The organism is Streptomyces sp. JLBT605, from assembly GCF_058215555.1.
The window spans coordinates 78,783-98,281 of record NZ_JBYZMT010000001.1; the positions used below are offsets into that span (position 1 = coordinate 78,783).

The 19,499-nt window shown below is 72.3% G+C and carries 18 protein-coding genes and 1 pseudogene; 10 read left to right on the plus strand and 9 right to left on the minus strand.

Features of this window, described 5'->3' with window-relative positions; translation table 11 throughout:
* Window positions 1-130 precede the first annotated feature (130 nt).
* From AC4BDD_RS31745 to AC4BDD_RS31760, 4 genes are all read right to left on the minus strand, one after another.
* Window positions 131-283 carry a hypothetical protein gene (locus tag AC4BDD_RS31745; protein ID WP_490692089.1) on the minus strand — a complete coding sequence of 51 codons (153 nt, stop codon included), beginning with the start codon at window positions 281-283 and terminating at the stop codon, window positions 131-133.
* 231 nt (window positions 284-514) lie between these two features.
* Window positions 515-4,309: a condensation domain-containing protein gene (locus tag AC4BDD_RS31750; protein WP_490692090.1), complete on the minus strand. Its 3,795-nt coding sequence runs from the start codon at window positions 4,307-4,309 to the stop codon at window positions 515-517.
* 588 nt (window positions 4,310-4,897) lie between these two features.
* Complete coding sequence (locus AC4BDD_RS31755) at window positions 4,898-6,178, minus strand: acyltransferase family protein (protein ID WP_490692091.1); 1,281 nt, start codon at window positions 6,176-6,178, stop codon at window positions 4,898-4,900.
* A gap of 263 nt (window positions 6,179-6,441) precedes the next feature.
* Window positions 6,442-7,695, minus strand: coding sequence for an NsdA family TPR-like regulatory protein (locus tag AC4BDD_RS31760; protein ID WP_490692092.1), 1,254 nt, complete (start codon window positions 7,693-7,695; stop codon window positions 6,442-6,444).
* A gap of 140 nt (window positions 7,696-7,835) precedes the next feature.
* Here AC4BDD_RS31760 and AC4BDD_RS31765 point away from each other — a divergent pair, with 140 nt between their 5' ends.
* The 7 genes and pseudogenes from AC4BDD_RS31765 to AC4BDD_RS31795 all read left to right on the plus strand — a co-directional run.
* Complete coding sequence (locus AC4BDD_RS31765) at window positions 7,836-8,150, plus strand: hypothetical protein (RefSeq protein ID WP_490692093.1); 315 nt, start codon at window positions 7,836-7,838, stop codon at window positions 8,148-8,150.
* A complete protein-coding gene (locus tag AC4BDD_RS31770; protein ID WP_490692094.1) occupies window positions 8,147-8,500 on the plus strand; it encodes a hypothetical protein in 354 nt (117 codons plus the stop codon). Before AC4BDD_RS31765 ends, AC4BDD_RS31770 begins: the two co-directional genes overlap by 4 nt.
* Window positions 8,497-8,745 (plus strand): hypothetical protein, encoded by a 249-nt coding sequence (locus AC4BDD_RS31775; RefSeq protein WP_490692095.1) that lies wholly within the window; start codon window positions 8,497-8,499, stop codon window positions 8,743-8,745. Before AC4BDD_RS31770 ends, AC4BDD_RS31775 begins: the two co-directional genes overlap by 4 nt.
* Before the next feature lie 80 nt (window positions 8,746-8,825).
* Complete coding sequence (locus AC4BDD_RS31780) at window positions 8,826-9,233, plus strand: hypothetical protein (RefSeq protein WP_490692096.1); 408 nt, start codon at window positions 8,826-8,828, stop codon at window positions 9,231-9,233.
* The gene (locus AC4BDD_RS31785) at window positions 9,230-9,925 is read left to right on the plus strand and encodes a hypothetical protein (RefSeq protein WP_490692097.1); all 696 of its coding nucleotides are present in this window, start codon (window positions 9,230-9,232) and stop codon (window positions 9,923-9,925) included. Before AC4BDD_RS31780 ends, AC4BDD_RS31785 begins: the two co-directional genes overlap by 4 nt.
* A complete protein-coding gene (locus AC4BDD_RS31790; RefSeq protein WP_490692098.1) occupies window positions 9,850-10,692 on the plus strand; it encodes a serine/threonine-protein kinase in 843 nt (280 codons plus the stop codon). The genes AC4BDD_RS31785 and AC4BDD_RS31790 overlap by 76 nt, the downstream gene beginning before the upstream one ends.
* Window positions 10,689-11,039 (plus strand): annotated as a pseudogene (locus tag AC4BDD_RS31795) (GNAT family N-acetyltransferase); the annotation flags it as partial. The gene AC4BDD_RS31790 and the pseudogene AC4BDD_RS31795, both read left to right, overlap by 4 nt.
* Window positions 11,040-11,153: 114 nt before the next feature.
* Here the strand turns inward: AC4BDD_RS31795 and AC4BDD_RS31800 are convergent.
* On the minus strand, window positions 11,154-12,071 hold the full coding sequence (locus AC4BDD_RS31800) for a beta-propeller fold lactonase family protein (protein WP_490692099.1): 918 nt from the start codon (window positions 12,069-12,071) through the stop codon (window positions 11,154-11,156).
* Entirely contained in the window at window positions 12,068-12,217 is a 150-nt protein-coding gene (locus AC4BDD_RS31805; RefSeq protein ID WP_490692100.1) for a hypothetical protein, read from the minus strand. The genes AC4BDD_RS31800 and AC4BDD_RS31805 overlap by 4 nt, the downstream gene beginning before the upstream one ends.
* 476 nt (window positions 12,218-12,693) lie before the next feature.
* Between AC4BDD_RS31805 and AC4BDD_RS31810 the strand changes: the two genes are divergently transcribed.
* Both AC4BDD_RS31810 and AC4BDD_RS31815 read left to right on the plus strand, forming a co-directional pair.
* Window positions 12,694-12,936 (plus strand): hypothetical protein, encoded by a 243-nt coding sequence (locus AC4BDD_RS31810; protein ID WP_490692101.1) that lies wholly within the window; start codon window positions 12,694-12,696, stop codon window positions 12,934-12,936.
* Window positions 12,937-12,968: 32 nt separating this feature from the next.
* Window positions 12,969-14,066 (plus strand): NAD-dependent epimerase/dehydratase family protein, encoded by a 1,098-nt coding sequence (locus AC4BDD_RS31815; protein WP_490692102.1) that lies wholly within the window; start codon window positions 12,969-12,971, stop codon window positions 14,064-14,066.
* Here the strand turns inward: AC4BDD_RS31815 and AC4BDD_RS31820 are convergent, their stop codons facing one another.
* Window positions 14,067-14,942, minus strand: a complete 876-nt coding sequence (locus AC4BDD_RS31820; protein WP_490692103.1) for a glycosyltransferase family 2 protein — start codon at window positions 14,940-14,942, stop codon at window positions 14,067-14,069.
* Between the two features lie 88 nt (window positions 14,943-15,030).
* Between AC4BDD_RS31820 and AC4BDD_RS31825 the strand changes: the two genes are divergently transcribed.
* A complete protein-coding gene (locus AC4BDD_RS31825; protein ID WP_490692104.1) occupies window positions 15,031-15,720 on the plus strand; it encodes an LbetaH domain-containing protein in 690 nt (229 codons plus the stop codon).
* A 24-nt stretch (window positions 15,721-15,744) separates the two neighbouring features.
* Here AC4BDD_RS31825 and AC4BDD_RS31830 read toward each other — a convergent pair whose 3' ends face one another.
* On the minus strand, window positions 15,745-16,560 hold the full coding sequence (locus AC4BDD_RS31830; RefSeq protein WP_490692105.1) for a 4'-phosphopantetheinyl transferase family protein: 816 nt from the start codon (window positions 16,558-16,560) through the stop codon (window positions 15,745-15,747).
* 111 nt (window positions 16,561-16,671) lie between these two features.
* Entirely contained in the window at window positions 16,672-19,419 is a 2,748-nt protein-coding gene (locus AC4BDD_RS31835) for an SRPBCC family protein (RefSeq protein ID WP_490692106.1), read from the minus strand.
* Window positions 19,420-19,499 lie beyond the last annotated feature (80 nt).

A 19,499-nucleotide genomic window follows, 5' to 3' on the forward strand; every position in this document is an offset into this window, starting at 1 on the left:
TACGTCACTGACATGACGGATGCCGGCGAGGGAATGTGACCGGCGGGCGGGAACGAGTTTGAGACGGGCGTTTCGCGAGGCGGGACGGGACGGCCGCGCGGCGCGGGCACCGGCCCGCCGCTTTCGTCGGTCAGTCGATTCCCCGGACGATGTTCAGCTCGGTCTCGTCCTCCTCCGCCCCGGCGAGCCGGAGCGGAGGAGCCACGGAGACGAGTGAGACGAGTGAGAAGAGGTCACCCGTCGGACGTTCGCGCTCTTCCCTCTCTCCCCTGATGTCGTGCACCGGCTCCTCCTTCGGCTCGATCGGGCCACCGTGACAACTTCTGCTCGCGCATGCCTTGAGTGGTGCGGGAGCGGTGCCGGGGCGGATCGGATCAGCCCTCTTTGCGACCGGTGCAGGGCGGCGGCTGAGACGGTGGCCGAAGCGGCGGCGCCGAGACGGTGGCCGAGACGCCCGGCCGAGGTGGCGGCGCCGAGACGGTGGGAGATCAGCGAGCGGCGGGCGGGGGGCCGGTCACGGGCGCGGGCCGTCCGCCGCGGGAGGCTCGGCGATCCGCGGCAGATCGCTCTCGCCGAGCGCGTCCAGCACCTCCCCGACGGTGGTCGCCTCGTCGGCGCTGCCGGGCAGCCGGCGCAGCAGCCGCGCGCACTGGCCGACGAGCTTGTCCGCGTCGGCGTCGCCGATCCTGGCGCGGTCGTGGACCGCGGCGAGGGTCAGACCGCCGTCGCCGTCCCGGCAGGCGAACAGGGTGACGGGGAAGCCGGTCTGCGCGGCGGCGGCCTCGGGCGGCCCGACCCGGATGCCGTGGGCGGCGAGCGCGGTCCGCAGGTCCTCGGAGGCGCGCGGGTGGTTCTCCACGACGACCAGGCTCTCGACGAGCTTCTCGTCCGCCCGGCGCCCGGTCCACCGGTGGATCTGCCCGGTGGACACCCATTCGTAGGCGGCCATGTCCAGCGCATGGTCGCGCAGCGTGATCAGCAGCTGCGGCACGCTGTGCGCCGGGTCGACCTCCAGGACCATCGGCAGCGCGTTCCTCAGCGGCCCGGGCAGCAGCTCCACGGCCTCCAGCGGAATGCCGCGGCCGGACACCGCGACGCCGAAGCCCACCGGCGCCGGACCGGTCGCGCCCGCGGCCCGGTGCAGCAGCATCGCCCAGACCGCCTGCACCGCGCTGGACTCGGTGGCGGCGAAGGCCGCCGCCCAGCAGCGCAGCCGGTCGGCCTGGGCGGGGGTGAGCCGCACCTCGGCCCGGCCCGGGCCGCTCAGCCCGGTGGCGGGCCCGGGCCGGGCGGGCAGCACGGCGGGCGCCTGCGCCGGCACGGCCCGGGACCAGAATTCACGGGCCGGAGCGGTGTCCTGCCCGGCCAGCCAGCGCGCGTAGTCGCGGAAGTCGGGGCGCCGCTCGCCGCCGGGCAGCGAGCCGTAGGCGAGATAGGCCCGGTAGAACTCCTGGATCAGGATCGACACGCTCCAGGCGTCGAGCAGGACGTGGTGGAAGGTGAGCAGGATGCGGGTGGACGTGGGCGTGTGCCGCCCGCCCGTCCGGGTCCGGGCGGCGGGGACGCGGCCGAGGTCGCGGCGCGGGCCGGGGTCGTCGAGGAGGGTGACCCGCAGCAGGCCCGGCCGGCGCAGGTCGAAGCCGCGCAGCCGGTCCCGCTCCCGGAGCCGGTCCCAGTCGGTCGTGCCGGCCGCGTGCCGTACGACCTCGGCGGTGGCGTGGTCGTGGAGGGCGACGTGCGGCTCAGGTGCCCAGACGAAGGCGGCGCGCAGCACGGTCTCCCGGTCGAAGACCGACTGCCAGGCGGCGGTGAACCGGTCGGTGTCCAGCGGGCCGTGCCAGCGCCAGGTGAGCTGCTGGACATAGCGCCCGGTGCCGCGGTGGGCGAGCGCGTCCAGGAGCAGGCAGCGCTGCTGCGGGGTGACGGGGACGGTGTGCACCCCGCCGGGGACGGGCCGCCCGGTGAGGGGTCTGCCGTGGCCCGCGCCGGAGAGCAGCTCGGGGGCCGGACAGCCCCCGCCGTCCCCGGCGGCGGGCTGCGGCTCACCGCTGTCGACGGTGGCGGAGTCAGTGGCGGGTTGCGCGGTGGCGGGCTGTGCGGTGGCGGGCTGTGCGGTGGCGGGATCGGCGACGGCCCCGACGTCGGGAGCGGGCACGACGTCGAGGGCACCCGCCACCTCGCCGGCGGCTCCGACGTCGGGGGCGGCCACGACGTCGGGGAGAGCCACCCGGTCGGCGGCGGCCACCACGTCCGAGGCAGCCACCACGTCCGAGGCCACCACGTCGGCGGCGGCCACCAAGCCGGCGGCACCGGCGGCGGATGATCCCGCCGCGGCTGCTGTGGCTGCCGGGTCCACCGGGTCCGCTGGGTTCGCCGGGCCCGCCGGATCGGCCGGGTTCGCCGGGCCCCCCGGGTCCGCAGTGGCCACCAGTTCCGGGGCCATCGCGTCGGTGGCGGCCACCAGGTCGGCGGCGCCGGGAGCGGGTGGTCCCGCCGCGCCCGTCGGCTCCGCCGCGTTCTGCACGCCGTCCGGCACGGCACGGCCCGCGACCTCCGGGTCGCGGGGGCGGTCCAGGTCAGGGAGGCCACCGGGGTCGCGGGGGCCGTCCAGGTCAGGGAGGCCGCCCGGGTCGCGGGGACGGCCCGGGTCATGGAGACCGTCCAGCTCGCGCGGACCGCGGCCCCCGGGGGGCGCCTGCGGGGCACGCGGGGCGGCCGTCGTCTCCGGCGCCCGCGCCTGCGCGGCACGCGGCGGACCGCCGGCCTCGGCCGGGGAGCCCGGCAGGACGGAGCCCGGGCGGGCGGAGTCCACCGCGCCCGCCGCCGTACCCACCGCACCCCCCGCGAGCCCGCTGACGGGCCGGTCGGGGTCACCCACCAACTCCCCGACGACTGCGAGGAGGTGCTCGGTGAACGCCTCGGCGGTGGCGGGCTCGATGCGCGCCGCGTCGTAGGTCAGCCGTCCGCACAGCCCGCCCTCCCCCTCGTACGCCTCCAGGGTGAGCAGCCCAGGGCCCGGCGCGGGCACGTCCCGGCGCCAGTGGGCGCGCAGCCCGCCGCGCAGTCGGGCGCCGCTCAGCGCCGCGGCCGCGGCTTCGGACCGGCTGGGCAGCACGAAGGCGCAGTTGAAGGGCGGGAAGAAGGAAGGTACCGAGGAAGGCGCGGCAGAATGCGCGGAGGAATGGGCGGGAGAAGGCGAGGGGGAAGGCGCGGAGGCGCCCGTGCCGCTCCGGGCGAGGCGCGCGATGCGCGGGTAGGGCAGCCGGGAGTGTTCCAAGGCCCGGGCGAGCTCGTTCTGCACCCCGGTGACCAGCCCGGCGGCGCTGAGCCCGTCGTGCGCGGGGGCCCGCACCAGCGGGGTGCGGATGAAGCGGCCGAGGCTGCGGTCGAAGACCGGTCCGTGGAAGTCGCCGAACAACACCCCCACGACCGGGGCGGCCTGCCCGGAGTAGTCGCCGAGGGCCTTGAGGTAGGCGGCGAGCAGCACGGCGGCCGGACACCCGCGCCGATCGCGGGCGAAGGCGGCTGTCCGGGCGCGCAGCTCGGCGCCGGGGCGGAGGGGGACGGTCGCCTCGCGCGGCGTCCGGTCGCCGGGGGTGTCCAGCGGGAAGTCGACGGTGAGATCGGCGCCGTCGAGGTGCTCGCGCCAGTACGCCTCGGCGGCGGTGTCCTTCGCCTCTTCCCGGGCGCGGGCGGTGACGTACTCGTCGTGGCAGTCCCAGGCGGGACCGGTGCGGGTGCCCTGCTCGTAGGTGGAGAGCAGGTCCGCGAGGAGGACGCCGGTGGACTCGGCGTCGACAACGAGGTGCACGAGGTCGTGGACGACCAGCAGCAGGGTGTGGTGGCCGGGGCCGTGGTCGGCGAGCACCGCGCGCAGCACTCCCTGGTGCTCCAGGTCGAGTTGTTGACGGGCTTCGGCGAGCACCGCCTGGGCCGGCCACTGGTGCGTGGCGCGCGGTAAGGCGACGGTGCGCCGTTCGAGCCGGGGCACCCGGGCGGGGTCGACGTCCAGGTGCGGCGGTCCGCCCATGCCGTCCTCGACGACGCGGGCGGAGAGCAGCGGGTGGCGGGCGACGAGCCGGGCGAGGGCGGCTTCCAGGCCGGCGCTGTCCAGCCGGCCGCGCAGGTCGACGGCGAGCGGCACATTGCAGGTGGCGGCGCCGGGGTCGGCGGTAGCGGCCCCGGGGTCGGCGCGGTGCCGGTCCAGCAGGCTCCGTTGGCTCTCGGTCAGCGGTATCCGGCGCGCCTCGTCCATACCGTGACCGGCGGTCGCGTTGGTCTGCCCGCCGGGGGTCCGGAGCATGGTCATCGCGTGGCCTCCTGAATCAGGTCCGAGGGCTTGCCGTGGGCTGTCCCCGCCGTCCCGGCGGTCCGCACTGTCCGTGCACAAGTGTTCCCCCCACCGTGATTGCTGACGCTGTGTCGACAGCAGATGTGACGTCGGACCGTGGGGGTGAGTGTGCGGAACGGTGCGAACACCGGGCCGGTGGTGCTCTCGTAGGGATCAGCACGGTACGGGACAGCCCGACGGGTGCCGTGGAGCGGCACCGGGTGTCTCGGCACGCTGAAGCGGCCGTGCGGATTCCGTGACAGGAGGCGCTCCCCCCTCCGCACCATCCGCCCAGCATGAGAGGAGCCGCTGCCGAAAGGCTGACACTGTGCTGACGGCAACGGTGACCTGGTCAAGGACGGCTGGTGGCGGGCCGGGGGCGTGATGGGACCGGCTCGGGGGTGCCCCGGTTACCCGGTGTCCGGGCGTCCGGGTGCCCCGGCGTCGGTGTGTCCGGGTGTCCGGGTGTCCGGTGGGCATCCCCTGGCACACACAGCGGCCCTGGCCGGAAGGACATGTGCGGATGTCCTGTCCGGCCAGGGCCGGGCGTGCGGTGCCGGGTCGGTTCTAGGCAGCTGACGCTGCCGCCGCCGCTGCCGGCTTGGCGCGTCGCTTCTTGGAGGTGGCGAAGGCCCGCATGATGGGACGCTCGATCAGGAAGTACATGAGCGCGGCGAGGCCCAGGCTCAGCGCGAACATCGCTGTCAGGATGAAGGCGGTGCCGGTTCCCGAGTAGTACCCGTCGCCTATCGCCTTGCGCCCGTAGGTGATGACGACGTCGTGGACGAGGTAGAAGGCGAAGGAGATCTCGCCGAGCCACACCAGCGCCTGGTGCCGGAAGAGCGTGAACCGGCCCTCCATGTCCGCGATGGCGGCGGCGGCGACGAAGAAGGCCACCGGGATGGTGCCCAGGGCGCGCTGCCCGTAGAGGAACGGCACGTAGTAGCAGCCCACGATGGCGCCGATCACGCCGAGGCCGGACCAGATCATGCCGACGTTCCACCAGCGGCCGTGCTTGATCGCGAGGGCGATCAGCACACCGAGCGCGAAGTCGAAGATGCGCAGCGGCGGCGAGTAGTAGACGAACCAGTACTGGGTCGCGGTGACCTTCGCGTCCAGCTCGGCGCCGCCCGGGAAGTACGGGGTGTCGGAGAGCACGAAGTCGGCGATGACCGGGATGGTGAGGATCGCGGCGATGACCCCGGAGATCCAGTACTTCAGGTGGTCCGGGTTGATCTTGCGCAGCACGGCGTACATGAGCGGGAACAAGGCGTAGAACAGCAGCTCGGCGCACATCGACCAGTGCGGCGGGTTCACGCTGTTGAAGTGGTCCCACTCCGGCGACCACGCGTGCACCATGAACAGGTTGGCCACGCCCGTCCCCACCGGCGTGTAGGCCGAGGCGTACAGCGTCCAGGCCAGCACCCAGGCGACCACGTAGTTCGGGAAGATCTTGAACGCCCGGCGGCGCCAGAAGGTCCCCGCGGTGTCACTCTCCCGGGCGGACCAGGTCATGATGAAACCGCTGAGCACGAAGAAGAAGGTGATCGTCGGCCCGCCGACGTTCCGGATGATCTCGAAGAAGTCCATCGCGGTGTCGTCATCTTCCAGCAGCCGCCGATTGGGGAACGGCAGTCCGGCGTGGTTGATGAAGACCAGCAGCGTGGCGATGAACCGGAGACCGGTCAGGGTGGGGAGCCGTATCTTGCCGAAGCGCGGGTGGACATCGCCCTTCAGGGCGGTGTGCGACACCCGGGGCGGGGACCCCGCCGGGCTGGACGGCCCCGGGGAAGGGCGATCGACGGCGGTGAGTGGCGGTCCGCCGCCGGTCGTCTCGGCGTGAGTCATGGCACACCCTCCTGATGGAAATGGGGAGTTCTCCTCCGACTGAGGAGACGAACGGCCAGGCGAATATGGGTCTTTCGACTTGAGCGCGGCTCGGGCGATGCCAACTTCGGCCGGATTGCGCCGTCACGGACGCGTTTATTCGGCCACGGGACGTGCCACGGCCGCGCGCGGGTGTGGCGCCCGGCGGCTTGCTGATGGGCGCGGCATGATCGACGCTGACCATGGACCAGTCGATCTGGGGCGCGTCTGTCCCCCAGGGTCTGTCAGTCGTACTCGCGGAGGGCAGCGACGACCTGGCGCCCTTCCTTCGCCCCTCGGCGCATGAGTACGGCGGCCGTGGTGTGCAACTCGTTCCAGGAGTGTGGGCGCCCGACGGCGGCGGCGTCGGGGACGCTTGCCACGGCTACGGAGGCCGCCTGTGCCGACTCACCTGCCCCGGCGAGCGCATGGGCGAGGCAGGCGCGGAACCACGTCTTGTCACGGCGGTACTCGTCGGGCAGGGCGTCGAGCCCGACAGTGAGCTGGCCCACGGCCGCTGGCCAGTCGCGCAGGTGCAGCGATGCCATGCCGCGTTGCAGGGTGAACCATGTCTCGTCGTAGAAGTACATCCATACCGGCTCGTCCTCGGGGCGCTCGGACGCCTGACTGATGAGCTCTTGCGCTTCGTCGAGCAGGCGGCGGGCGTCGTCGGTCCTCCCGTCGAGGGCGTGCCCTCTGGCAGCCATCTGCGCAGCCATTCCCCGTACGCCGAGCGACGTGCCCGGGGCCGACCAGCGGGAAGCCTCGGCCAGGCGGATGCATCGGGTGGCGCGCCCCTTGGACCACGCCATGTGTGCCTTCATGTTGAGCGTCGTGGCGGCCATGTTGGCGTCCCCGGCCTCCAAGGCCCATTCGTGTGAGCGGTCGTACCAGGCCAGTGCTGTGGCTGTGTCGTCCTGGTCCTGTGCCATCCATGCGAGGAACTGGGCATGCTCGGCGGCGAGCCGTACGACGCGATCGGCGAGAGAGCCACGCGCGCCCGCGTACAGGTCCACCACCGTACGAAGCTGCTGGCGCATCACGTCGACAAGGGGCCGGGATCCAATGAGGTCTTCGGCCCGGCGGTGCTCGGCGAGCAGTCGGTCAAGCCAATCGAGGGTGGCGGCGTCCACGCGGTGCGAGGCATCGACCACGCTTGTCACCCGAGTCAACAGGTCGTCGTCCGGCGCGACCCCGGGCAGAGCCAACGCCGGGACCGGGGCTGTGTCCGTGGCCAGTTGCGCCGCTAGGGCTTGCAGATCGCGAGGAACGCCGAGCCCCACCATGATGCGTTGCCGCACCTCCACAGAGGTGACGCGGCGACGACCGCGCTCGATGTCGGACACATCGGGCTGGACAAGACCGACGCGTTCTCCGAGCTTGGTTTGACTCAAGCCGGTGAGCTTCCGGTACGTACGGAAGACGGCGCCCCAGTCTTCGCTTGTGACCGCCGCTGCCAGCTCTGGGTGGGACCACAGGCCCTCGGGAGTTTCCCCCATATCTCAAATATAGGGCGGCTCTATAGGGCCATGGGATGGGATCGACATGGCGTCAGCCGCAAGGGTCTTGGTGACGGAAAACCCCCGCGACCGAGCGACCGGTCCGGGGGCGTGGCCCTCAACCCCGGGAGGTTGAAGACATGCACCACGCTATCGCGTGGATCTTCGAAATGCTGATGCGGATGGTGATCCCGTCGTCGGGGCGCCACCGGTCGGCTGATCAGGTCCCGTCCGCCGCTCTGCGCGCCGATGCACCGACCAAGCCCCTGCCGCTCGTGCCCGTGCCCCCGTTACGGGATGAGGACGTCGCTCTTGTGCGTCCGTACCGCGTCGCTCATGAGCGTCGCATGGAAGCGGCGCGGCAGAGGGCGCGGCGGCGGACGCTGTGGCTCGCGGTCCGTGGGGTCGACGGCGGTCCGTGCTGGATTCGCGTGGTGCAGGTGGTGGGGCGGTGAGCGAGGGGCCGCGTCTGCTGCCGTGGTCCGGCTCGGCCGGGCAGCGCCTGTTCTCGTCGAGCGGCCCGGACAGTGTCGTGTGGCGGGTCGCTGACGAGATGGAGGCGGTGCAGCTCCGGATGGGCTCCGACTTTCTGGAGTATGCGCGGGCGCTTCTCGATGAGCGTGCGGCGGACGAACAGCAGTTGCGGTTCGTGGTTCACCGGCTGTCCGAGGCGCTGACGGATGCGCTGCGTATCGCCGAGAGCCGGGAGATGCGGCTGGCGGCGGAGGTGGATGCCGGCGCACCGGCCGATCAGCCGGGCCCGCACGGCAGCGACCAGGTCGGAGCGGAGAGGGAGCCATCGTGACGGACTGGCAACTCGGCCGGGTACCTGGGCGGTGGCTCAGCCGGGAAGAGGACGGGCACCTCGCTCTGCCGATGTGGATCGCCCGTGAGGGCGAGTTCATCGCCACCTCGGAACTGGTGATGACCACCGCAGAGGCCGAGCAGCTGCACGCCGCGCTCTGCCACGCGCTGGACGGCCAGCCGATCCCCGACTTCTCGCCGGAGTGCCGGTATCCCATCCAGCGCAGCCCCAGCCTCCGCCGCTGACCACCCCGGCGACTCACAGCCGTCGGCAAGCCATCCGACAGCCATCAAGTGACGTGTTTGAACCGAGAGGAGCAACACCCATGAGCACCGCCACCTTGGAGCGTGTCGAACTCGGCCGCTTCCTGACTATCACCGGACGCCGGTTCGACAACGGCGGCAGCGCGCCGGAGATGTTCTCCGGCGCCATCGACGCCGCATGGCACCGGCTGCTGGACGACCCGGACTACCCGCAGCTGTGCGCCGAGACGGCCGGGCAGCTCATCGCCCACGCGGAGATCTGCGGTGCGGGCCCGGTCACCTGGATCACCGAGTACGAGGAGCTGTACGGCCCGCTCCCGGACATCTGGTTCGCCGATGCCCACGGCGTCCTCGACACCGAGGCAGCGGCCCGCTACCGCCAGACGGGACAGGTGGTGTGGGCGGAGTGGAACTGCGCGCCCAAGCAGCCGGATGACGACGCAGCACCGAAGGAGCAGTCGGTGCGGTGACCGGTCACCGCACCGGCGGAGCGCCCCGGCCCACCGCCGGGGCGCTCCGCCTCGTTGAGGCCCGCACCCCCTGCCCGACGACGGTGGACGTCACCGCCTACACCGAGGCAATCACCGCCCACTGCCCCTACCTGCGGCCCTCTGTCGAGCGAGGCTTGACCGGGTGGACCGTCTACGAGATCGCCGGCGACGTGGACGCCGTCGAGGCAGAGGTGTTCTGGGCCGCCGTCCAGGTCGCGGAGCGGATCCGGACGCTCATGACGCGGCCGCGGTCCGCGATCGCCTGCGAGAACGTCGTCATCACCGGCAGCATGGAACCGATATCGCACCGGGCGGTGATGGGCTGGCCGCACTGGGCGCTCAAACACCTCTACGGGCCGGTTGGGCTGATGGTCGGCAAGTTCGAGCACGGCGAGGAACGCCGCGACCGCCAAGGCCGCCGCATTCCCGCACCGCCGGTGTCGTTCATGCCCGTACGAACCGCGATCCGGCCCATCGACCCCCGGTTCCTGAAGGACACCCCCGACCTGGCCGACGCGCTGGCCTCAGCCGTCGATGACGGCCGCGATGTGTTCGACCATTTCCATCTCCCCCATGACTGGAAGCAGGTGAAGCAGTGGGCGGGTTCCCTCCCCCTCCCCCCGAGGCCCTGGCAGCAGCCGAGCAGGCGTGCGGCGGCACCATCGAGCTGACGCCGATCACCGACCGGCGCGGCTCGGCCGTGTGGCGGGCCAACGGTCCGGCGGCCGCCGCTGCGATCAAGCTCGGCTACGGCGAGGGCACGGAGACCACCACCAGGGAGGCCGCCGTCCTCGACATGCTCGACGGCTACACCGCGCAGTACGACACGCACCCGGGCGGCTGCTGGATGGTGACTCCCTGGATCGGAGGCCCCTCCACCTGGGACGCGTTCGCTGCCCCGCGCCAGGACGGGAGCGGCCTGGACCAGGCCCTGGCCGCCGGGGTGGAGCTGTGTCGGGCGGTGGCCGACCTCCATGCCTCCGGCTGGATCCACTCCGACCTTCAGCCCTCCCACGGCATCCACACGGTCACCGGCGTGCGTCTCCTCGACCTGTCCTGGGCGTGGCGGCGGGGCTTCGAGCCACCCGTCAGCTTCCGGGGCGGCATCACCCACCTCGTCGCACCCGAGCTCGCCGCATCCATCAACGTCGGCATCCAGCCCGTCGCCCCCAGCCCTGCCGCCGAGGTGTACGCCCTGGCGGGCACCCTGTGGACCTGTATCACCGGCCAGTGGCCCCTCGACTACACGGCCGCGGGAATCGACCCCGGCCAGCTCACCCCCGCTGAACTGCGCACCCACATCGCCAATCGCCGTGTCCCCCTTCACGCCGCCGATACCTGGCCCGCCCTGCAACGGCCGTTGCGCGAGATCCTCCTGGCCAAGCACCGCGACCGGCCCACCGCCGCCGAGCTCGCCGACATCTTGGCGGAGCCGTGACACCGGCCCTGCGCGCCCTCACCCGTGCTGACGCCGCCGACGTCCAGAGGATCTACAGCGGCCCCTCCCTACAGTTCCTGGGACGCCCGGAGATGACGCGGGACGAGGCGGTCTACTACATCGCCCGAGCCGAGGAGTGGGCCCACCAGGAGACGGTGGAGCAGTACGTCCTCGGGGTAGAAGTGGTCGGCGACCTGGTCGGCGTCGTCAAACTGCGCTGCCTGCCCGAGCGCCTCGGCCAGGTCAGCTACATCCTGCGCGCGGACACCTGGGGCCGCGGCCACGCCACCGCCGCTGTGAGACAGCTCGTCCGCTTCGGCTTCGCTGCTGTCGGGCTGGTCACACTCGGCGCCAGGCATCACCCCGACAACCTTGCCTCCGGCCGGGTCCTGGTGAAGGCCGGATTCGGGTGCCAGGGCCTGCACGGCGGATTCGTCGGCTACCGGCTCAGTGCCCGGCACTCACCCGAGTGCCACCGCGCAGGGGAATTCGCCGAGGTCGGGGATGGTGTCGGTCACGGTGTTGGTCTTTGTGTCGATCACCGACAGGGTCCTGTCCGCGCCGTTGATCACGAAGGCGCGGGCCCAGACCAGGTCCACGGCCACCCCGAACGGCCAGGAGCCGACAGGGATCGTGGAAGCCAGGGTGTTGGTGTTGGTGTCGATCACCGACACGACGTCCGCGGGTCCGTTGGCTACGTAGGCGTAGGCCCGGCTCGGGTCCACGGCCACCCCGAACGGGGCGGGGTCGAGGGGGATGGTGGCGGTCACCGTGTTGGTGTTGGTGTCGATCACTGACACGGCGTTGGAAGAAGCGATGACCGCGTAGACCTGGGATCGGGTCGGGTCCACATCCAAGTAGACCGCGCGTGCGTCGAGGGGGATGGTGGCGGTCACGGTGTTGGTGTTCGTGTTGATCACCGACACGCTGCCGCCGGTGGCGTGGATGGCCACGTAGGCGCGGGCTTGGCTCGGGACCAGGGCCACCCCGAATGGCGCGTTGCCGAAGCCGAAGGGGATGGTGTCCGTCACGGTGTTGGTGTCGGTGTCGATCACCGACACGGAGTACGAGCGCGGATTGGCCACGTAGGCCCGGCCCCGGGCCGGGTCCACGGCCACCCAGAAAGGGGCGCTGTCGTCGCCGATGGGGATCGTGGTGGTCACGGTGTTCGTCTGGGTGTCGATCACCGACACGGTGTCCGAGCCTTGATTGGCCACGTAGGCCCGGGATCGGGTCCGGTCCACGGCCACCCCGGACGGGTGCTTGCCGACGGAGATGGTGGCATACACGGTATTGACTTCGGTGTCGACCACCGACACGGTGCCCGATTCAAAGTTGGCCACGTAGGCCCGGGGGACGGCTGGGACCACCTGCTTCACCGCCGCTGGGCGGGCGGCATGCCGCCGGAGAGCAGAGCGCTGCGCGCAGCGGCCGGCGCCCGTCGCCGGTGCCGCGCCTGCGGGGGCCTCGTGCCGGCACTCTCCTCCGGGACACCGGGCTGGTCGTGGTCATGAAGGGCTGACATCACATCTCCTCGACACATCTCCTCGACCCGGCACAGTTCTCGTAGCGGCCATCAGTGGCATCCTTCGGTCCGGCTCCCGGCGCCGCCAGGCGGGTTCGGCCGGAAGGCTGACGACGCCCGCGGGGTGCGCCGCGTGGCGCACGGACGGGGGTTCAGGTGATCGACTACGACGGCGAGGCGGCGCCGGGTTGCGCCGCTAATGGTGACCAACGACCTCCTGCCTGCCCTGGCACGCGAACAAACCCTTCTGCGAGGGCGGACCCGCCGCCCTCAGCGGGCGGCTGCACTGCCCGCTGAGGGCGGTTACCTCTCACTACCTGCGACTACGCCGCCGGATCACTCTGATGACGGCGCCGCGCAAACCTGTGCGTGCCGAGGGGCTGTACCTCCCCTCGCCGGACGGGCTGCGGTGTCCTCGTGACCACGGGCGGCGCGTACCAGAGCGGGCCGCACACGACCCCCAAGGGGTGAGCGAGATGAAGGAAAACCCGGGCCTCCAGGGCGTGTGGGCGTCGGTCACCCACGCGACGCCGGTGAAGCGGGACGCGGTGTATGACCACCGTGCCCAGCAGGCCGCCCTGGGCATCGAGGTGCACCACACCGACGGCCAGATCACTCAGTCGGTGCTGGTCCTGACCCCGGACCAGGTGGAGCCGTACGCCATCCAGTTCGAGCGGCTCATCGCCAAGCGCGAGCAGGCCCGCCGGGCGGGTCGGTGACACCGCAGACCTCACCACGACATGGAGGCACTGTGCACGACACCCAGTTGAAGGAACTCGCGGGCCGGACCGTGCTGGTCACCGGCGGTGCCGGGCTGATCGGCAGCCGGATCGCCGGCTACCTGCGCCAGGTCGGGGCCCGGCCGATCTCCCTGTGCATGCTGGACGCCTACCCCCGGCACACCTACCGCGACCTGTTCGGTGTCGACCCCGCCGACCCGGACGTCATCGTCGGCAACATCCAGGACCCGGTCCTGGTCAAGAAGGCGGTGTCTGAGTCCGACTACGTGATTCACGCCGCTGCTCTCGCCGACGTCGCCGCCTGCACCCGCAAGCCCATGGCGGCGATCCACACCAACATCACCGGCACCCAGGTCCTGCTCGAGGCGGTAGCCGCCTGCGAGCGCGTCCGTCGCCTGGTCTTCGTCTCCTCAGCCAGCGTCTACGGTAACGGCAACCCGGAGGAATGGGCACGCCCGTGCGAGGAGCACCGGACCGTGCGGAAGCTGCTGGAAGCCGTCTACGGCCGGGTGCCGCCGCAGTTCCACGAACACACGCAATTGCGGCCGATGTCCGTCTACGCCAACACCAAGGCGTGGGGCGAGACGCAGACCGCTCTCACCCTGGGCGCGGTGGGTACCTCGTACACGGTCGTGCGGTACTTCTCCGTCTACGGCGATCCGCAGGTGGTCAAGGTGAACAGCCACTCGTGGGTAGTGGCCTGGTTCGCCACCCGCGCAGCCCTCGGCCTGCCCCTGCACCTCAATGGCGGCGGCCACCAGATCCGGGACCTGGTCCATGTCGACGACATCGCCGCCGCCACCGTGCGGGCCCTCGTCGCCCCGCGAGCCCACAACGAGACGATCAACATCGGCACCGGTGTCCCCACCAGCATCCGCAAGGTGGCCGAGCTGGTTGCCGAGCAGTACCCGGAGACCCGGTTCGTGGAGACGCCGATGCCGCCCGGTGACCCCCTCGGTGGCTATGCGGCCGCCCATCGCATGGAAGCGGTGCTCGGCTGGCGGCCGACGGTCACCGTCAGGGAGGGGGTGACCCGCTACGCGGACTGGCTGGACAGAACCCCCGAGGCGATCCCGACGTGGCTGCGGGCCGAGGCCGCGATCGCCTGATCAGATGACCGGCGGTCGGCCCAGGCGGGTCATCCGCCACACCGTGGACCACCTCATCGGCCGGCGGGGCGGGCACGGGGTGCGCAGGCCCTCGGCGAACCCGCCGAACCAGGCCCGGAGCCCCGCCGCAGACCGGGTGCGGGCCACGGTCATCGCGGTCCAGATACCCAGGTAGACGGGGACGAGGAGGGCGGGGAGGTGCCTCTTGGCGAGCCAGACCCGGTTACGGGCGACCATGCGGTAGTAGACCGCGTGCCGGGTCGGCGAGGTCCACGGATGCCGGAGCACCAGCTCGGGCTCGTAGATCACCTTCCAGCCCGCGTCCAGTGCCCGCCAGGCCAGGTCGGTCTCCTCATGCGCGTAGAAGAACGGCTCGGGCCAGCCACCGATCTGGTCCAGCATCCGCATGGACAGCCCGTGCCCGCCGCCGAGGAACGTTGTCACCGGGCCGCCTCGCATCGGATCCGCCGCGCGCAGGCGCGGAACGTGACGGCGCTGGGTGCGGCCTCGCTCGTCGGCGATGCGGAAACCGACGATTCCCAGACGCTCGTCCGCCGCGTACAGCTGCGTAAGCCGGGTGAAGACGTCGGGGCTGATCAGCAGGCCATCATCGTCCAGGTCCACCACCACGTCGACATCCCCGAACTCCCGCAGCCGGGCCAGTGCGGCGTTCCGGCCACCGGAGACACCCAGGTTCTCCGGCAGTTCGAGAGCTGTCACCCACTCGGGCAGGGGCGGCAGCGGCGAGCCGTTGCCGACGACCACGACCCGTGCAGCAGGCGTGTCCTGCCCGGCGACCGACTCAAGAAGCTCGGCCAGCTCGGCGGGCCGCGTGCCCATGGTCAAGATGGCGACGCCTACGCGCGGGTGATGCACGGATGAACTCTCCGTTACTCGGGTCCGGTGCCGGTGATGCTAGCCGCCCCGAGAAACGGCCGCCGACCACACCACCGGAAGGCCACCGATGCCCACTATCCGCCTCGGCGACTACCTCACCGGCCCCACCAGCGGAATGCTGGACGGCACGCCGTACCACCACATGGAGAAAACGGAACTGGCTGACTTCCTTGCGCTCTGGGAGACCTGGCACCGCCAGGCCCTCGCCCGGCTCCCGCACCGCATCCACCCCACCGCGCAGATCCACCCGACCGCGATTATCGGCGACGATGTGATCATCGGCCCCCGCGTACGAGTGTGGGAGTTCTCCACCGTTCGTGCCGGCTCCGTGCTGTGCTCCGACGTCTCGGTCGGCTTCAACTGCGAGGTCACCCGCACGTTCGTCGGCGAGCGGGCGATCCTCGGCCACCGCATCGGGATCAACCGCACCCTCGTCGGTGCCGACGCCCACCTGTCAGCCAACCTGACCGTCGCGGCCATCAGCATGTGGAGCCCCCACATGAGCAACCCCGAACGGGAGATCATCCTGCGTACACCCGAGGGCCTCTACCGTTGCGGCACACCGCAGTTCGGCGCCTTGATCGGGGACCGGGTCCAGACCGGCAACAGCATCAGCCTCGGCCCCGGTCTCGCGCTTGGCCGCGACTGCCGGATCGCCAGCGGCGTCACCCTCACCGCACGCACCCTCCCCGACCACAGCGTCATCACCGCACCGCACACTTCTGACGTCCACGTCCGCCAGCGACCCGCACGCTGAGCCAGTTCCAGGTCGGTGGGCGTACTAGTCGGCCGACCGCTGCGCCATCGCCGACAGGAAGCCCTCGTCCAGCATGGTGCGTGCCGAGGTATCGCCCGCCGTGCCGAGTCCGGCGTCATGGCAGGCCACGCTGATCAGGTAGCGGCCGAGCACCGGATGGGTGGCGAAGCCCCACTCGCCCCGGGAGGCCGCGGTGCCGTCCGGGGCGAGCAGCCGGCCGTTGCGCAGGCTGAAGCCGAACTCGGTGAAGCCCAGCCGCAGCCCCTGGCCGAGGGCCTTGGTGTACGCCTCCTTCAGCGTCCACAACCGCAGGGTGTGCGCGGCCTGTTCGTCCTCGGGCAAGGACTCCAGCTCCGCCGCCTCGGTGGGCGTCAGCATCTGGGAGCGCAGCAGGTCCAGGCGCATCCGGCGGTCGGTGGACTCCACGTCGACGCCGATCCGGCCGATCCGGCTGATGCCGACCGCCAGCAGGTCGCCGGTGTGGGACAGGCTCAGCTCCAGCTGGTCGAAGCCGCGCAGGTACGGTCGGCCGCCCAGCCGGTAGCCGAGGTCCAGGGATTCGGGCGGGGTGCGCAGCGTGGCGGCCGCGGTGTACTTGATGAGCAGCCGGGCGGCCGCGAAGCGGTAGCGCACCACCGGGTCGGGGGTGCGGCGGTAGCGGGACCAGTCGCGGCCGAGCAGCGGGCGCAGCCGCGGCGTGGTGAGCACGCTGGGCAGCCACTCGCTCCAGGTCGTGTGGACCACGACCGTCCCCGTCTCCGACAGGTTCTCGTGTACGCCGTGCCATGGTCCGTCGGGCCGTGGCACATGGATCGGCGCGGCGATTCTCGGCCCGTCCATCGTCCTCCCCCGTCCGGCCGGTCAGCCCGCCGGCCGTGTGTCGTACGGGTCTGAGCCCGCCGGCCGTGGTTGGTACGGGTCTGAGCCCGCCGGCCGTCTGTCGTACAGGTCTCAGCCCGCCAGCCGTGTGTCGTACAGGTCGAAGCTGCGGCCGTCCCGGTAGCGGCCGAGCACCTCGGCGAGCACGGTCGCGGTGACGTCGCCGGGCAGTTCGGGCACCGGCACGCCCAGCCTGCGGCCGATCCGGCTGAGCGCGAGCACGGTCCAGCACGGGTCTTCCAGGAAGGAGCCGGTGCCGCCCTGCCCCTCCCGGATGCCGAGGCAGGCCGCGGCGGCCGCCACCAGCACATAGCGGTCGGCGAGCGCGTTCGCCTGCGGGTCGACGTCGCCGGGCAGTGCCGCGCACTGGTGGCGCAGCGCGCGCATCTCGTGCAGGAACGCCTCGGCGAGCCGGGCGAGCGCGGCCCACACCGGTCCGCCCGAGCGCAGGCCCCCCAGCCGTCCCGCGGCGCCGACCAGGGTCGCGGTGAGCACGTCGTCGGTGCCGGTGAGGGTGAGTTTGCGGCAGTCCAGCGGCGGCAGCGGGGTGCCGGGCGCGAAGAGCCCGGCGGCCGGCTCGGGGGTGCGGAACCACGAGGTGCGGGCCAGCGCGCGCAGCTGCGGCACCAGGACCGCCTGGACGGCGGCGGTGCCGGCGTGTCCGAGACCGGCCACCGGCAGGTCCCGCACCAGCTTCTGGAAGCCGCCGTAGAGCGGTCCGCGGTCGTAGCCGCGGGCGCCCAGCACGGTGGACAGCTCCTCCAGGTCCTCGCGGAGCAGGTCGGGCATCGTGTACTTGACGGAGGCGGCGAGCAGATAGGCGCTGTCGGGCAGCAGGCTCAGCGCGCGCAGCCCGGTGACGGCCATGGAGTCGCAGGCCAGCAGGTCCGCGAAGACCCCGGCGAGCGCCTTGTGCCAGCGGCGCGCGGGCATGCCGTCGGCCCGTCCTTCGGTGGCGGCGCGGACGGCCTGCCGCAGCACCCCGTCCACCCCGGCGATGACGGTGCCCGGGATCAGGCAGTTGCTGATCTGGAAGGTGCGCAGCGCCAGCGGCACGCCGTCACCGAGGGCGCCGACGAGGGTGTCGCCGGGCACCGGGCCGCCGGTGAACTCCAGCCCCGCGAAACGGGTGCTGCGCATGCCGGAGGTGTGCACGCGCGGCCGCCGGCGCAGCCCGTCGGGCGGCAGCCGGTCGGGGTCGAGCAGCAGCACGGAGTGGCTGCCCGGGCCGTGCGCGGGCGCGGTGCGGGCGTACATCACGAACGCGTCCGCGCGGTCGGCGTTGATGACGACGTCCTTGCGGCCGCTGAGCCGGAAGCCGCCGCCGGCGGGGTCGGGGCGCGCGGTGAACTCGTCGCGCAGGATGGCGTTGGCGTGGGCCAGTTCGCGGTGGAGGATCGTGACCCGGCTGCCGTCGAGCATCAGCCGCGCGGTCTCCTTGCGCTGCCGGTCGTCGCCCGCGGTCCACACGGCGGAGGCGGCGAAGAGTGAGGTGATGCCGAAGCCGTAGCCCAGGCCGATGTCGCGGCGGAAGACCGGGCGCAGCACCCGGGCCAGCTCCTCGGCCCCGGCCAGCCGCCCGCCGAGCTCGGCGGGTACGAATTCGGCGGCCAGGTCCTCCTCGGCCAGCAGCGCCTCGGTGGGCTCGGGCACCTCGCGGCGGTCGTCCGCCCGCAGCAGCGCCAGGTGGCCGTGCGGGTTGGCGGCGTCGAACGGGTCGCCGAGCAGCGTCTCCAGGCGCGCGGCGCGCTCGGGCTCGGCGGCGCTGGGCACCGGGCGGCCGCCGGGCCGTCCGGCGGTGACGGGCGCCCGGTCGGCCTCGCCGGTGTGGTGCCGCGCCGTCGTGCCGCGGTCCGCCGCGCGCCGCACCGTGCGGACCGCGCTCTCGGCGTGCCGCTTGGCGAGGTTCATCACGGCGGTGCTGCTGCGGCCGACCGCGTCCCGCACATGGCGGCGGACCCGGGAGACATCGACGCCCTCGCCGAGCACCCGCTCGAAGCTCTCCTCGCGCAGCAGGATGTGGTGGCGCGCGGTGACCGTCACCCCGCTCTCGTCGGGCTCGACCGACCACTCGCCGGTGTGCCCGGCCATCAGCGCGGAGGTCTGGGTCTGCTTGTAGAGGATGCGTCCGGCGTGCGGGAAGCAGATCCGCACCGAGGCGGTGGTGTGCCCGGCGCCGTCGGCGGTACGGGTGTCCATGGTCAGGCGCTGGACGCCCGGCTCATCCTCCCGCAGGTCGAGCCGGTCCACGTGCGGGACGGCCTGCGGCCAGTCCGCGGCCCGGTAGAGGAAGTCGTAGACCAGCACGGCGGGGCCGTCGACGCGCACCGACTCCTCGAAGGAGAGCACCAGGTCGTCCAGGTGCGTCCACTGCTCGGCCAGCCGCTTGAGGTCGGCGAGTTCGGCGCGGCTGTTGGTGTCGGTGGCGCGCTCCACCCATGCCACGTCCTCGGCGCGGTCCCCGGCGACGGTGAAGGAGTGCAGCAGCGTCAGCCGGGAGCGCCCGGTGCCCAGGGAGTCCACGATCCAGGAGCCGCCCATCGACTCCACCGGGGAGGCGGGCACCTCCTGCCGGAAGTCCACCCGGCGCCGCTCGACGTCCAGCGACCGGGCCGAGGTCCAGGATTTCACCTCGCCGTTGGCGGTGGCCCACATCCGCAGCCGCTCCCGCGACCCGTCGAACTCCAGCTGCTCGACGTGCACGTTGGGCGTGAAGAACAGCGGCCACCGCAGGGTGTCGGCGATCAGCCCGTAGAGCACGCCCGCGGGGGCGGCCACCTCCACCTCATGCCTCGTACGGTGCACACGCGGGTGGGACATCTGCATCACCCCTGTCGTGTCAGCTGGGCCGGAAGTCGGTCGGACGCGGCCGGTGCGCGGCCGCCCCTGGTTCAGACCGT

Bases quoted from the DNA above. Each gene is read 5' to 3' on its own strand.
- AC4BDD_RS31810 (WP_490692101.1), top strand. From the start codon at position 12,694: ATGAAGGAAAACCCGGGCCTCCAGGGCGTGTGGGCGTCGGTCACCCAC.
- AC4BDD_RS31805 (WP_490692100.1), bottom strand. From the start codon at position 12,217: ATGTCAGCCCTTCATGACCACGACCAGCCCGGTGTCCCGGAGGAGAGT.
- AC4BDD_RS31755 (WP_490692091.1), bottom strand. From the start codon at position 6,178: ATGACTCACGCCGAGACGACCGGCGGCGGACCGCCACTCACCGCCGTC.
- AC4BDD_RS31750 (WP_490692090.1), bottom strand. From the start codon at position 4,309: ATGACCATGCTCCGGACCCCCGGCGGGCAGACCAACGCGACCGCCGGT.
- AC4BDD_RS31780 (WP_490692096.1), top strand. From the start codon at position 8,826: ATGAGCACCGCCACCTTGGAGCGTGTCGAACTCGGCCGCTTCCTGACT.
- AC4BDD_RS31835 (WP_490692106.1), bottom strand. From the start codon at position 19,419: ATGTCCCACCCGCGTGTGCACCGTACGAGGCATGAGGTGGAGGTGGCC.
- AC4BDD_RS31765 (WP_490692093.1), top strand. From the start codon at position 7,836: ATGCACCACGCTATCGCGTGGATCTTCGAAATGCTGATGCGGATGGTG.
- AC4BDD_RS31760 (WP_490692092.1), bottom strand. From the start codon at position 7,695: ATGGGGGAAACTCCCGAGGGCCTGTGGTCCCACCCAGAGCTGGCAGCG.
- AC4BDD_RS31830 (WP_490692105.1), bottom strand. From the start codon at position 16,560: ATGGACGGGCCGAGAATCGCCGCGCCGATCCATGTGCCACGGCCCGAC.
- AC4BDD_RS31825 (WP_490692104.1), top strand. From the start codon at position 15,031: ATGCCCACTATCCGCCTCGGCGACTACCTCACCGGCCCCACCAGCGGA.